The 13,486-nt window shown below is 38.7% G+C and carries 13 protein-coding genes; 8 read left to right on the top strand and 5 right to left on the bottom strand.

From position 1 onward, the window contains the following. Positions 1-16: 16 nt before the first annotated feature. Positions 17-634: a toxin co-regulated pilus biosynthesis Q family protein gene (locus GQR87_RS16565; protein WP_158971234.1), complete on the top strand. Its 618-nt coding sequence runs from the start codon at positions 17-19 to the stop codon at positions 632-634. A gap of 4 nt (positions 635-638) precedes the next feature. Here the strand turns inward: GQR87_RS16565 and glnE are convergent, their stop codons facing one another. The 3 genes from glnE to GQR87_RS16550 all read right to left on the bottom strand — a co-directional run bounded on the left by glnE (position 639) and on the right by GQR87_RS16550 (position 4,677). Next, positions 639-3,539 carry a bifunctional [glutamate--ammonia ligase]-adenylyl-L-tyrosine phosphorylase/[glutamate--ammonia-ligase] adenylyltransferase gene (gene glnE, locus GQR87_RS16560; RefSeq protein ID WP_158971232.1) on the bottom strand — a complete coding sequence of 967 codons (2,901 nt, stop codon included), beginning with the start codon at positions 3,537-3,539 and terminating at the stop codon, positions 639-641. Further along, positions 3,539-3,838: a GIY-YIG nuclease family protein gene (locus GQR87_RS16555; protein ID WP_255456476.1), complete on the bottom strand. Its 300-nt coding sequence runs from the start codon at positions 3,836-3,838 to the stop codon at positions 3,539-3,541. The genes glnE and GQR87_RS16555 overlap by 1 nt, the downstream gene beginning before the upstream one ends. A gap of 152 nt (positions 3,839-3,990) precedes the next feature. Then, positions 3,991-4,677: a hypothetical protein gene (locus GQR87_RS16550; RefSeq protein ID WP_158971228.1), complete on the bottom strand. Its 687-nt coding sequence runs from the start codon at positions 4,675-4,677 to the stop codon at positions 3,991-3,993. 156 nt (positions 4,678-4,833) lie between these two features. Between GQR87_RS16550 and GQR87_RS16545 the strand changes: the two genes are divergently transcribed. Next, on the top strand, positions 4,834-6,162 hold the full coding sequence (locus GQR87_RS16545; protein WP_158971225.1) for a mechanosensitive ion channel family protein: 1,329 nt from the start codon (positions 4,834-4,836) through the stop codon (positions 6,160-6,162). A 78-nt stretch (positions 6,163-6,240) separates the two neighbouring features. Here GQR87_RS16545 and rimK read toward each other — a convergent pair whose 3' ends face one another. Then, positions 6,241-7,146, bottom strand: a complete 906-nt coding sequence (gene rimK / locus GQR87_RS16540) for a 30S ribosomal protein S6--L-glutamate ligase (protein ID WP_158971223.1) — start codon at positions 7,144-7,146, stop codon at positions 6,241-6,243. Between the two features lie 285 nt (positions 7,147-7,431). On the opposite strand from rimK, the gene GQR87_RS16535 reads away from it, so the two are divergent. The 4 genes from GQR87_RS16535 to GQR87_RS22215 all read left to right on the top strand — a co-directional run bounded on the left by GQR87_RS16535 (position 7,432) and on the right by GQR87_RS22215 (position 10,801). After that, positions 7,432-8,496, top strand: coding sequence for a DUF21 domain-containing protein (locus tag GQR87_RS16535; protein ID WP_158971221.1), 1,065 nt, complete (start codon positions 7,432-7,434; stop codon positions 8,494-8,496). A 66-nt stretch (positions 8,497-8,562) separates the two neighbouring features. Beyond that, entirely contained in the window at positions 8,563-9,234 is a 672-nt protein-coding gene (locus GQR87_RS16530; RefSeq protein WP_158973063.1) for a hemolysin III family protein, read from the top strand. A gap of 129 nt (positions 9,235-9,363) precedes the next feature. Beyond that, complete coding sequence (locus GQR87_RS16525) at positions 9,364-10,452, top strand: XrtA/PEP-CTERM system-associated ATPase (protein WP_158971219.1); 1,089 nt, start codon at positions 9,364-9,366, stop codon at positions 10,450-10,452. Positions 10,453-10,630: 178 nt separating this feature from the next. Further along, the gene (locus GQR87_RS22215) at positions 10,631-10,801 is read left to right on the top strand and encodes a hypothetical protein (RefSeq protein ID WP_199271633.1); all 171 of its coding nucleotides are present in this window, start codon (positions 10,631-10,633) and stop codon (positions 10,799-10,801) included. A gap of 67 nt (positions 10,802-10,868) precedes the next feature. Here GQR87_RS22215 and GQR87_RS16520 read toward each other — a convergent pair whose 3' ends face one another. Next, positions 10,869-11,717 (bottom strand): LysR substrate-binding domain-containing protein, encoded by an 849-nt coding sequence (locus GQR87_RS16520; RefSeq protein WP_158971217.1) that lies wholly within the window; start codon positions 11,715-11,717, stop codon positions 10,869-10,871. A 173-nt stretch (positions 11,718-11,890) separates the two neighbouring features. On the opposite strand from GQR87_RS16520, the gene gcvT reads away from it, so the two are divergent. Continuing rightward, complete coding sequence (gcvT, locus tag GQR87_RS16515; protein ID WP_158971215.1) at positions 11,891-12,970, top strand: glycine cleavage system aminomethyltransferase GcvT; 1,080 nt, start codon at positions 11,891-11,893, stop codon at positions 12,968-12,970. Positions 12,971-13,024: 54 nt separating this feature from the next. Continuing rightward, entirely contained in the window at positions 13,025-13,414 is a 390-nt protein-coding gene (gene gcvH / locus GQR87_RS16510) for a glycine cleavage system protein GcvH (protein ID WP_158971213.1), read from the top strand. Positions 13,415-13,486: the final 72 nt, after the last annotated feature.

Raw genomic sequence — 13,486 nt, 5'->3', positions numbered from 1 at the left:
TTAGGTAAATCTATTTATGGTTAATAAAAAAAAATCGGCAGATTCAATCTTTTGGTTAAAACATACTTTACTTGGCATCTTAATTTTATTGATAGCTGGCATTGTTTTGTATTTACACGATAGCAGTACCGCTAATCAACGTCCAGATGGTGAAGGCCCAAGAACCATAGAAGAGAATATGAGCAATTTTTACTCTGACTATAAACTGACGTCTCGCAACCCCAGAGAAGAAGGGTTAGGGGATTTTGTGTTGCCAGTTAAAAAGTCTGAAGAGCCGTTAAATGAGCGTCTTAAAAAAATGGAAAGTTTACAAAAACCTGAGTCTGGTCGTTGGGAAGGTGAACATAAACATAGATCATTTAAGTCGGGAAGTACTTTGCGAAGTGCTATCACTGATTATGCGGAATCTGAAGGCATGCAGGTTATTTGGGAATTAGACCAGGACTTTATTATTAAACATACCTTTCAGTTAGATGATTCTATTTTGGGCAGTCTTAGTATGATCGCTAAGGCCATTGATGCCAATTTTGATGGTGAAGTGAAAGCTTATATGTGCCCACGACAACGGTCATTAGTGATAACCGTAAAAGAAACCGATTATCTTAATAAGCATTGTACGCGGGCCCGGAATTGATATTTTAGTACAGGTATTTCCCCCAGACTGCAGTGACATTTTTTTGATGGCTTAATAATTGTTCGTTGGATCTAGCTAATTGACCATTTTGTAGTGCTAACCTGTGAGAATGATTACGATAGGTTAAGTAAGCTTGAGTTAATAGCTGAGCTTCTACTTCTGTGATACAACCGAATTTAGCTAACGAGCCTAAAATACGTACATTATCAGTCCATTTAGCCAATAATTCATGGTCTTTGGTGTAAGCTAAAAGCATAAATTGCACAATAAACTCAATGTCAGCAATACCGCCTTTGTCTTGTTTTAAATCAATATATTCGTCATTTCCTTTGGCTAAGTGACTGCGCATTTTTTCGCGCATATCCACTACTTCCTGTTTGAGTTCAGCCAGTGCTCTGGGCATCGACAATACACTTAAGCGCAAGGCCATAAATGTTTGCTCCAACCTAGGGCAGCCAGAGATAAATCTTGCGCGTGATAAAGCTTGATGTTCCCAGGTCCAAGCATTGTTAGTTTGATACTCAGTAAAACCATTAATATGACAGACCAATAAACCTGCATTACCCGAAGGTCTGAGGCGCATGTCTACTTCGTATAAGATACCTAAGCCTGTTTTTATGGTGAAAATATGTAAAATTCGTTGTGCTAATTTTAAATAAAAACTTTTAGATTCAATGGCTTTTTTGCCATCAGTGTTTTCATTCCCATGACAGTCGTGTAAAAAAACTAAATCTAAGTCTGAGCCATAACCTAATTCCCAGCCCCCCATTTTGCCATAACCTAATATGGCAAACCCTTTGTCTGAAATACTTTTGGCTCCGGTATTTTGACAAACTGGTGCGCCATAGCGAACCACCATTTGTTGCCAAGCAATATCCACTACTTGATTGATAATGGCTTCAGCCAAATAGGTTAAATTATCACTCACTTGCATCACAGGTAACACATTAGAGATATCAGCTGCGGCAATTTTTAATTGTTGGCTCAATTTAAAAGAACGTAGTGTTTCTATTTGTAGTTCTAGGTCATCGGGTTCAATGCGTAAAAATGTTTGACGTAGCTCATCACTAAATTGGCGTTTGTCTACCGGTTGATAAAGAGCAACAGGATTTAACAACTCATCTAATAATAACGGGAAGCGGGCAATTTGTTCTGTCACCCAAGGGCTGGCATCACAAAGGGTGATTAATTGCACTAACGCCCCCTGATTTTCCCATAACAGTTGCAAGTAGGCGGTGCGACCTAAAATAGACTGCAGTACATTTAAAATTCTATTCTGTAATTTAATTGGGTTGTGTGATTCTGAAGACCAAATTAGCTTTAACACCAGTGGCATTAAGAGATTTAAAATACTCAAGCCTCTTTGCCCAATCCCTCGCTTCTGTAGGTTATCTTTAAAGGTGATAAAGTTTTGATAGAAATCAGCAAGGTCTTCGGCAGAAAACAGTAATAGAGGTTCTTTACCAAGTTGAATAAACAAAGCTTCTATTTCGTCGGCTTCCAGTTCTAAGTGCCATAGATCATAAGCCACTTGATCGTGCAAAGAGTTTGGTTTTGAGTCGTGTTCTGAATCATCCCTGACCAATAATAAAAATTGCTGGTGAATAGTGTCATGCTGGCTTTGTAATGCAGCCATGAAATCATCGGTATGAGTAAAACCTAACACATGGTTAAGGCGTGTTTGATCGATTGGATCTTGAGGTAATACTTGGGTTTGTTTATCAGCAAACTGTTGTAAACAATGTTCCACTTTTCGTAACCACATATAGCTTTCTAATATGTGTACCGCACTTGCTTCAGGCAATATATCTAAATGTTGTAATTCAATTAACGCTGCCTGCAAACTTTGAATTTGTAAACTGGGCTCTCTGCCGCCGTTGATTAACTGTAAACTTTGCACCACAAACTCTGCTTCACGAATACCACCTTGGCCTAACTTTATATTGTTCACTAAGCCTCTGCGCCTAACTTCTTGTTGGATCATGGTTTTCATGGTGCGCAGTGACTCAATGGCACTAAAATCTAGATAACGTCGATAGATAAAAGGTCGTAATATCTTTGTCAGTTCTTGAGTATATGCACTCGGCTTATTGAGGATGCGAGCTTTCAGCATGGCATAGCGCTCCCAATCTCTGCCTTGCTCTTGATAATAATCTTCCATGGCATCGAAATGCATGACTAAGGGGCCGCTATCACCAAATGGACGTAAACGCATATCTACTCGGTAAACTTGGCCATCAGCTGTGATTTGGTTTAAAGCACTAATCAGTTTTTGCGCCAATTTAATGAAAAACTGTTGATGTTCGATAGATTTTTTACCGCCTTGAGTGTCACCTTGAGCAGAATAGGTAAAGATTAAATCTATGTCGGAAGAGAAGTTAAGTTCATTCCCGCCCAATTTACCCATGCCCAAAATAAGCATAGTTTGTGGACCATGCTGGCCTTCGGGTGTACCAAACCTGGTTCGTAAAGACTCATATAACCAGTCGTTTGTTTGATTAATCAACTGTATTGCGAGTTTCGATACTTGAGCTAAAGAGCTTTCAATTGACTGCAAATTTAATAAATCGCGCCAAGCTATTCTTAACATATGAAAATTACGAAATTGGCGTAAAACCTGTTGCAAATCTAACTCGTCTTTAACTTTTGATAGGTTTACTGCTAATTGCTCGGAATAATCAATTTCTGTGGTAAAAAGTTGCTTTTCATTAATCAGTGGGTGTAACCATTCAGGTCTGTTGTTGATATGTTCAAATATAAAGTCGCTTAAAGCAAAAGCCTGTTTTATTGCTTCTTGGTGAGCATTCCATGCAAAGTCAAAATGAGTATGTGCAGATAATTGTAGCCATCGTGTTTGCCCTAGAGTTGCTAATTCTGCAGGTAATTGTGGCAATGATAATTCCATTATAATGACTCCTGAATAGCTTGCATGTTCTGGATTGGTGAATCGTTTAATTGGTTCTGTACTAATTTAATTTTGTTGCTTTTAGTTAGTTTTTTTATCCAGATCTCGGTTTTTAATGCGCATGAATGATCTGACACCATACAACTAAATATTAAGCTTAGCGGACCTTTGCCTTTTAATGCTTTTGCGCACTTAGGCCCACTCGTTTGATGTTCTTTAAAGCGCCTATCTAGGTCGGTACAAATGCCAGTGTAATAATGGCCTAATCGATTTTCAATCATATATACGTACCAGTTTATTGTGACTGGTTCGTCAGATTTTGGCGTATCTTTGACTAACTTGATAAATGTTCTCTTGGTAGGTTTGCTGCTTATAAATAGAAGCTTAAAGTTTACTTGTGATAAGTCAATTACCTTGAATTAAGTACTGGGATATAAATAAGTTTTATCATCTAGAACAAATAAACAAGATGCAGTCCTAGCCAGGTTTGATGCCTTTTTTCGGTTTCTTGTTTTACATGTTCAGCAGATATGTTGTGCTCAAATGTCAGGTTAAATGATACATCCCGAGAGGCCAAAAATGCCGTGACTATTCCTACTGCTGTATGGTTGTAACCCTCTTTTATGTCACTGGCATAACCATAATCTAGTCCTGCTTTAGCATAGGGAGCTAAGGAGATATAAGTATTTATTTGGGCCAAATAAGATACGCTAAATTCAATAAATCCACCTTCAGCTTCGCGACTGTAAACCGAGTCTAAAGCTATTGTTATAGGCTCAGTTACAGCATAAGAAGCGCCAAAGCCTAGTTCAGTGTCATTAAGATTATCCCGCATAAACTCTAAATGGGTCAGGCTGAAATAATAGTTCATCTCAGCATAGGAATTTGAATAGAGCACGCTAAGGTTTAGTTCGTTGTAATCACTCGCTTCGCCGTATAAGCCAATTACAGAAATAGATTGGGATAATTGGTGGCTCAATTGCAGCCAGCCAATACCTCCTTTTTGAAGATTGTGTCTACCTTCTGAAATATATTTACTGTCAAAACCAAAGTCGAGCTCTTGGGCGTGAACAACAAATGTTAGTTGTGCATTAACAAAAAAAAGATATAAACATACAATTATCGATTTGTGAGACAAATTTATTTCTTATATTTGTCACGGAATTAATCCGTGAGTGACCCATTTCGTAACATTAGATGGGTTGTTGAAATAATGCAATTACTCTAAAACGACTAGGTAATAATTGATTAATCATTCATAGTAGAGTGATAAATTATCATTGAGTTATCCGTTATGAACATTCAGCCGATCTCAGGCTTACTGACAGACTTATTACAAAGTATTGATCAGGCTATGAGGGATCCCAGCACCTATATACAATTATGTGTACTTGCCGCAATTTATGGCCTGTCATTTGTTATCGCATATAAAATTAGACATAGCATAGGCATCACCCATAACGAGCCAGAAGATAGCGCTCATCCAGTACGAAAACTGGTTTTTAGGATAGGGGGCATATTGTTTCCATTACTAGCAATTATGTTTTTACAAGTTTCTACTAAAGCAGGGCAGAGTTTAGAATATACCCCTTGGTTAATTGAGACTGCGTTAGCTATTGCTGTGTTGTTATTTTTTAATTCTTTAATCCGCGCTTTTGTACAGCACCATTTTGCTGCTTCTTTATTTAGATGGGTAGGTTTACCTATCTTGTTATTACATTTATTGAACCTTTTACCCACAGTCATCAGTGCCCTTGAAGAGATTTCACTAACTGTAGGGAATGTTAGTGTGTCTGCCTATGGCGTATTTAGAGTGCTCATTTTTGGTAGTTTTTTATTTTGGTTAGGCCGTGTATCTAATAATTTTGGTAAGGCAGTGATCAGAAAACAAGCATCATTAGATGTGCCTACCAAAGAAGTATTTTCTAAACTGTTTGAAGTTGGGCTTTTCTGTATTGTTATCTTGCTATTACTTAATGTAATGGGAGTCAATCTAACTACACTCGCTGTATTTGGCGGCGCAGTGGGGGTTGGACTTGGTTTAGGTTTGCAGTCCATTGCTTCAAATTTTATCTCTGGAATTATTATTTTACTTGATCGTTCTCTTACCGTTGGCGACTTTGTTGAATTAGACGATGGGCAAAAGGGCTTTGTTCGAGAGTTTAGAATGCGTTATGCGGTATTAGAAACTTACGATGGCAAAGACATTTTAGTACCGAATGAAAAATTCATTTCTTCTTTAATGATTAACTGGACACATAAAGATCCTAAACAACGTTACCGGATTGATTTTTCTGTGCCTTATGCCACCGATATCCGCACTATGGTTGAATTTATTAAAGAAGCGGTAGCAGAACATCCAATGGTTATTAGTGGTTTAGATGTACCTTTTGAAGAGCGTCCAGATTGTGAAATAGATAGTTTTGGTGACTCTGGGGTGAATATGTTTGTGGAGTTTTGGATGATAGGTATAGATGACGGTAAAAACAGAGTGGGTGGTGATCTGTTATTAATTGTTTTTGAAACATTAAGAGCTCATGGTATTGAAATACCCTTTCCTCAACGTGAAGTTAGAATACTTAACCCTGAGGAACAAGAGGTTAATACCAAGCCGAATAAGTAAGATCAATAAGGCCAAATTTGCATTAAGTAAGTTTGGCCTGAATCAATTCGTTACAGCAAATGCCGGCTGGCAGAGTTATCAACCTTTGCCTTGAGTGCGAGTGTGATTAGGCTTCGCATTTTTTTCAATAAACTGATAAATCAAACCTGCTACGTCTTTTTCGGTGGCTCTTTCTATACCTTCCAAACCTGGAGAAGAGTTCACTTCCATTACCACAGGCCCACGTTCAGCCCTTAATAAATCAACACCACAGACGTTCAGGCCCATAACATTTGCTGCTGCGACAGCCGTCGCTCGTTCTTCTTTGGTTAGTTTAATTAATACAGCTGAACCACCTCTATGTAAGTTAGATCTAAACTCACCTTCTGCCCCTTGTCTTTTCATTGCTGCGACTACTCGATCGCCAACCACAAAACAGCGGATATCAGCCCCACCTGCTTCTTTGATAAATTCTTGGATCAAAATATTAGCTTCTAAACCCATAAAGGCTTCAACTATGGCTTCTGCCGTTTTTGATGTTTCGGCTAGTACAACGCCTATGCCTTGTGTTCCTTCAAGTAATTTAATAACACAGGGAGCACCACCAACATTTTTAATTAGATCTTTAATATTATCGGGGCGGTTAGCAAAGCCTGTTCTAGGTAAGCCAATTCCTTTACGTGACAGTAGTTGCATCGAACGTAATTTATCCCGTGAGCGACTAATGGCTACTGATTCATTCACACAAAAGCTACCTGTCATTTCAAACTGTCTTACGACGGCTGTGCCGTAGAATGAAATTGACGCGCCTATACGTGGAATAATGGCATCATACTGAGGTAATTCATTCCCTTTATATCGTACTAAAGGTTTACTGCTCGTTATGTCCATATAACAATGCAAGGTATCTATGATATCAACGTCGTGGCCTCTCGCGATACCAACCTCTTTTAGTCGACGGGTGGAATATAAATTTTTATTACGTGACAGAATACCAATTTTCATCTTTATCTCACTTAGTAGTTTTAGCAAAGCTATTGTTAGCCAGATACTAGGTATATACCATTAAAGATTGAAACAAAACTTAAAATAGAGATATAAATAGCAATGAATTGTGTAGCTATAAATGGCTTAATCTGTGCTAGCCTCTGCAAATACGTTCAGCAAAGATTAGCAACCCTATAGTCTTTCATTCAATAATGAATGTTGTGGTTACAAAAAAAATGCCTATACAGCTTAAATTAGCTTGTTGTTGGCGACATTAAACTTTTTAAATTATGTGTGGCTTCAATGACTTATGACATCTTTATATGGATTGGTATTGCTTTTTGTGTGACTCAATCTGCTATTTTTTCTGGGCTAAACCTAGCTTTTTTTAGCCTCAGCCGTTTACAGCTTGAAGTTGAAGCAAAACAAGGTCGAACAAGTGCCAAGACTATTCTGGCGATGCGTGAAGATTCGAACTTTTTGTTGTCGACTATTCTTTGGGGAAATGTATCGATAAACGTTTTGCTAACCTTGTTATCAGATTCAGTTTTAGCGGGTATGTATTCGTTTATGTTTTCTACCATAGTGATCACCTTTTTAGGTGAGATCTTTCCTCAAGCTTATTTTTCTCGTAATGCTCTGACGGTAGCTTCTAAGCTAACGCCTATTATTAAGTTTTATCAAATATTGCTCTTTCCAGTGGCAAAATTAACCGCCTTGATATTAGACGGCTGGTTAGGCCGAGAAGGTATTACTTACTTTCGTGAAAAAGAACTAACAGCCATTATCAATGCTCATATTGAATCAGAAGAAACAGATATGGAGCAGGTGCAAGGTCTTGGGGCTCTTAATTTTCTGCAAGTAGACAAAATTACTGTTAGTCAAGAAGGTGAACCTCTTGACCCGAATAGTGTAATAAAGCTACCAAGTAAACTCGATTTACCTATATTGCCTGAAGTGGGGAGCGATGATTATGCTGCTTTTACGCAAGAAGTGAATCGTTCTGGTCATAAGTGGGTTCTACTCACAGACGAGCAAAATACCCCTTTATTAATGTTAGACGCAGACGGCTTTATTCGTGCGACTATCACTGAAGATGGTAATAAAGACCCCTATGCATATTGCCACCGACCATTAATTATCGAAGATGATCAGTGCTCTTTAGGCGAGGCAATGAAAAATCTTAAGTTGGCTCATGATTTAGCCCCCCAATCAGATGAAGTATTACACGCCGATGTCATCTTGATTTGGTCAGAGAAACAACCAAGAGTGATAACAGGCGCAGATATATTAGGTCGTTTACTGAAAGGTATTGGCAGTGTTGAGAGCAAAGAAACTAAAGAAAACAAACAAACTAAAACCGATTAATCTGTTTTAGTTTGTTGTATATGCTCAAAGTGCACATTTTTGAGGTGGTCGCCATTCACCTCAATGATGTATCATCTAGCTACTTTTTATGTTCCAAGTTGTAGAAAATTGTCTTCAATAGCACAACCTTATTCGAATACAGAAGAGTGGCTAAACGCCACGAGTCATGCTTTAGGCTTTATTGCTGCATTTATTGGTTTAGTATTTTTATTATTGCGGGTTGATGGTTGGTATCCTCAACTGGTTTGCAGCGTATTTGGCGTATCTATGATGGCGATGTTTTTATCTTCTGCTGCATACCACGGCGTGAGCCAACCTCGACTCAAAGCCAAGTTGAAAATAATAGATCACAGCGCTATATATATTTTAATTGCCGGTACCTACACTCCACTTTTGTTGTTATCAATGGGGGATCCATTATCGATAGCGGCTACGGTATTAATCTGGTTGATTGCTGCTTTAGGTGTGGGGTTTAAATGTTTTTTTCATAATAGGTTTCCTAAGTTGTCCCTCGCCACTTATTTATTAATGGGGTGGTTGGCGATCGCTTTTATTTATCCTCTATATAACGCATTAACCTTACAGGGATTTTGGTTACTGCTAGCGGGAGGCGTTTGTTATACAGTGGGAGTGCTATTTTATGTGGCTAAAAAAGTCCCCTTTACTCACGCTATCTGGCACCTTTTTGTAGGCGCAGGCTGTGCTTGCCATTACTTTGCTATCTATCAAAATGTTTAGGCGTATAGATTTACACAGCTAAGATTGTAGCAGCATAACTATTAATGTTTGCTATGCCAGTCCCATATCGCTTAAGCTTACACATTCAATAAATGTTATTTTTATCTTCGGATCGGGCGATTCACTACTATGTACGAAACTTATTACGGACTTAATTCAAAGCCTTTCCAATTAACTCCAGACCCAAGCTTTTTCTATGGCAGTAAATGGCATAAACGTGCCATGTCATATTTACAATATGGTCTATCTCAAGCTGAGGGCTTTATTGTCATTACAGGTGATATTGGTACAGGTAAAACCACCATAGCCAATAGTTTGCTAGATCAAATGCAACAAGACATAGTTGCCGCACAAATAGTGTCGCCAAAACTAACACCTGACGAATTAGTTAAAATGGTTGCAAATAAGTTTAATGTACCGGCAAAAGGTAGCACTAAAGCCGATATTTTAAATGATTTAGAAGCTTATTTAATGAGTTTACATAATCAAGGAAAGCGAGCCTTATTAATAGTAGATGAAGCACAAAACCTCCCTTTAGAGACAATTGAAGAGTTACGTATGTTGTCTAACTTCCAAGCTGGTGGCAAACCCTTATTACAAAGCTTTTTATTGGGCCAAGAAGAGTTACAACCCATACTTAGGGCGCCTAATATGGAACAGTTTAGACAAAGAATTGTTGCTAGTTGTCACTTAGCTCCGCTGACAGAAATTGAATGTAAAGCTTATATAGAATATCGCATGACCCACGCAGGATGGGATGGTAAAGAATTATTTTCTCAGCAAGCGTTTGATAAAATCTACCAATTTACCCATGGGGTACCTAGAAGGATCAACACCCTAATGGATAGGATCTTATTATACGGATTCCTAGAAGAGTTAACTGCCTTAGATGGCGAAGCAATCGACAATGTGATTAAAGAAGTATCTGAAGAGATGTTTCGCCCAGAAACAGCCGCTCAAACTGAAACGCCTGCTCACACTCAAACTGAAACACAAAGCTCAGCTTCTTTAGATCCACCCAAACAGGTAACAGGCATTTTGGACTTACCTGTTGCTGAAGGGCAAATAAAAGATGTGGAATATTACAAAACCATGTTAACTGAGCTAGTAGACGCTTTAGATAATGCTTTGAGTCAAAAAATTAAATTAACCCGATACATTGATAAGTTATTGCAGAAAAAATATAAAACCTATGTTCGCTTAAAATCAGACGATTAAAATATAAGCGATTAAAACAAGATTACCCCTAAAAACGACTTAAAATGGAAAATAGTTAATTATTTGTTAAAAAAACATGTTTTTATTTGAACTTTTTGGATATTATTCTATCCCAAGGTCATAGGATATTTAAAAATACTTATAATTGATCACAAAGTCTGTTTTTTGAGGGGGTGTTATGAAACACAATTCAGATGAGAACGGGTATAGTTCAGGAACTTTTCCTGAAAGCCTGTTTTTCAAGGAACGACGCAAAGCCTACTATCATGGAAAGTATCATAAAAGAATGTGTTCACTGTTACTGTTAGTAACAGGTGTTGCTGTAGTTATTGCAAGACAAGGTGTGTAGCTTCACCTCTGTATTCTTTAAAAAACGCCAGTTGTTTACAACTGGCGTTTTTTTATGGCTAGGATTTTTATGCTTGTAATTTAGAGCGAATAAATTCAGCTAGTTTGGCACAGGCTTGAGGATGAGGTGTGTTACCTGTGAATAAACAAATTTTGATGGTGCCTAAAGACGGTAAATGTTTGTGTTTAATAATATCTAGTTGTTCGGGCACACTACTTTTTGCTAATGCGCTTATACCTAAACCTTGTTTGATAGCTGCTGTAATACCGGTCAGATCGGCATTGGTGTAACTGATCCTCCATTGCTGTGTTTGTTGTTTTAAAGTATTAATCACTCGGGTTCGATACATACAGCCTTCTGGGGCCAAGACCAAGGCGATTTGCTCTAGATTAGCAGGCACTGAGTTATCACCCACCCAGACCAAATCATCATGTAACAACAATTGCCCTTCGACTTCGGCCTGTGGATCAATCAAAGCCATAACCAAATCAAACTGATTGTTATTTTCTGCCGACAACAGGTTTTTACTTAAAGCCGAAGTCACTTCTAGTGATACTTCAGGATATAACTTACCAAATTGACCTACTATGCTAGGTAAAAGGGTAGTGGCAAATTCGCTGGGTATGCCTAATCGAATCCGACCTTTTAAGCCTGATGGCTGAAATTGGGCGAATATCCCGTCATTTAGCGCCAACATTTCCCTAGCTGTTTTATACAATTTAAGGCCGTCGTTATTCACTACATGCCTTTGACCTTGTTTGCTAAACAGAGGAGCGGCCAGTTGTTGTTCAATCCGTTTTATTTGTAAACTAATGGCAGGTTGAGAGCGACCTAATATATCGCCGGCTTTGGCATAACCTCCTAAATCGACCACAGTGACAAAGGTACGTAAGTTATCTAACGAGAGCTGTTTCAATGGGAATCCTGATAGTTTAAAGAAAGGGTTGTGATAAAAAATAAATAATATATTTAAATGATTATTGTGATATTCATAAGAAAAGTAAATGTATAGATTAAATATTTCAATTTGTTGTTCAGTTATTGGCTATTTATACTGCTGCCATTCATTTGCTAAGAGTCTCGATTTAGATGCCAAATAAAACAGTTTTACATGCTAAACACCTAGAAGCGGGTGCCAAAATGGTAGATTTTCATGGTTGGGAAATGCCCATTAATTACGGCTCGCAAATAGAAGAACATCACGCTGTACGCAAAGATGCTGGTATGTTTGATGTATCCCACATGACGATTGTTGATGTAACCGGAAGCGAAGCACAAAACTACTTACGATTTTTATTGGCCAATGACGTAGCAAAATTAAAAGACAAAGGTAAAGCCCTATACAGTGGCATGTTGAATCAAGCGGGTGGGGTGGTAGACGACCTTATCGTTTATTATTTTGACCTGACTAACTATCGTTTGGTGGTGAATTCAGCCACCCGTGAAAAAGATATGGCTTGGTTACAGCAACATGCTGAAGGTTTTGATGTGCTGATCACCGAACGTCCAGAATTTGCCATGATTGCGGTACAAGGGCCAAATGCTAAAAGTAAAACGGCTGAGTTATTTTCTGCTGCACAAAAAGAAGCGGTTGCCGGCATGAAGCCATTTTATGGGGTACAAGCCGAAGACTTATTTATTGCCACCACAGGTTATACCGGTGAAGCGGGTTACGAAATTATGGTGCCTAGCGAAGACGCTGCTGATTATTGGCAAAAATTATTAGATGTGGGTGTTAAGCCTTGTGGATTAGGTGCACGAGATACATTGCGCCTCGAGGCCGGAATGAACTTATACGGCCTAGACATGGACGAGACTATTTCGCCTCTAGCCGCTAACATGGCTTGGACTATAACTTGGCAACCAGAAGACCGTGACTTTGTTGGACGTAAAGCCCTTGAACAACAAAAATCTCAAGGCACCGACATACTAGTTGGTTTAGTGATGACCGACAAAGGGGTATTACGTGCTGGACAAAAAGTGAAAGTAGCTGGTGGTGAAGGGGTGATAACTTCAGGTACCTTTTCTCCGACTTTAGGACATAGTATTGCCATGGCACGTATTCCAGCTTGTGAAGATCAAAGTGCAGAGGTGGAAATACGTAAAAAGTGGGTTACAGTAAAGCTAGTTAAACCTAGTTTTGTCCGAAATGGCAAAAGTGTCTTATAACCGTCATAGCAATTTGGTATTAAACAATTTAGTTGATATTTATTAGGAGCAACAATGAGCAATATTCCAACCGATTTACGATACGCCTCTACTCATGAATGGGTTCGTCCTGATGGTGATGGCATCTTTACTGTAGGCATCAGCGAACACGCCCAAGAACTATTAGGTGACATGGTATTTGTTGAATTACCTGAAGAGGGCAGTGAAGTGGCCACAGGTGACGATGTTGCCGTAGTTGAGTCAGTTAAAGCGGCATCGGACGTTTATGCACCTATCACAGGTGAAGTCTTAGCTATTAACCAAGAATTAGAAGATGCCCCTGAATTGGTTAACTCAGACCCATACGGTGATGGTTGGTTATTCAAAATAAAAGCTGAAGATCCCGCGGAAGTAGAAGCTTTATTAGACGCCGAAGGTTACGAAGCCAGCATCGCAGACGAATAATCGTCTATCAAACATTAAATTATTCGTTCGTTGTAATAGTAAAAGGTTTGCCCTTGTGGGTGAGCCTTTTAT

The sequence above is a fragment of the Paraglaciecola sp. L3A3 genome, from assembly GCF_009796765.1.
Lineage (GTDB): Bacteria > Pseudomonadota > Gammaproteobacteria > Enterobacterales > Alteromonadaceae > Paraglaciecola.
This window is presented reverse-complemented; position numbering and strand designations above follow the sequence as displayed.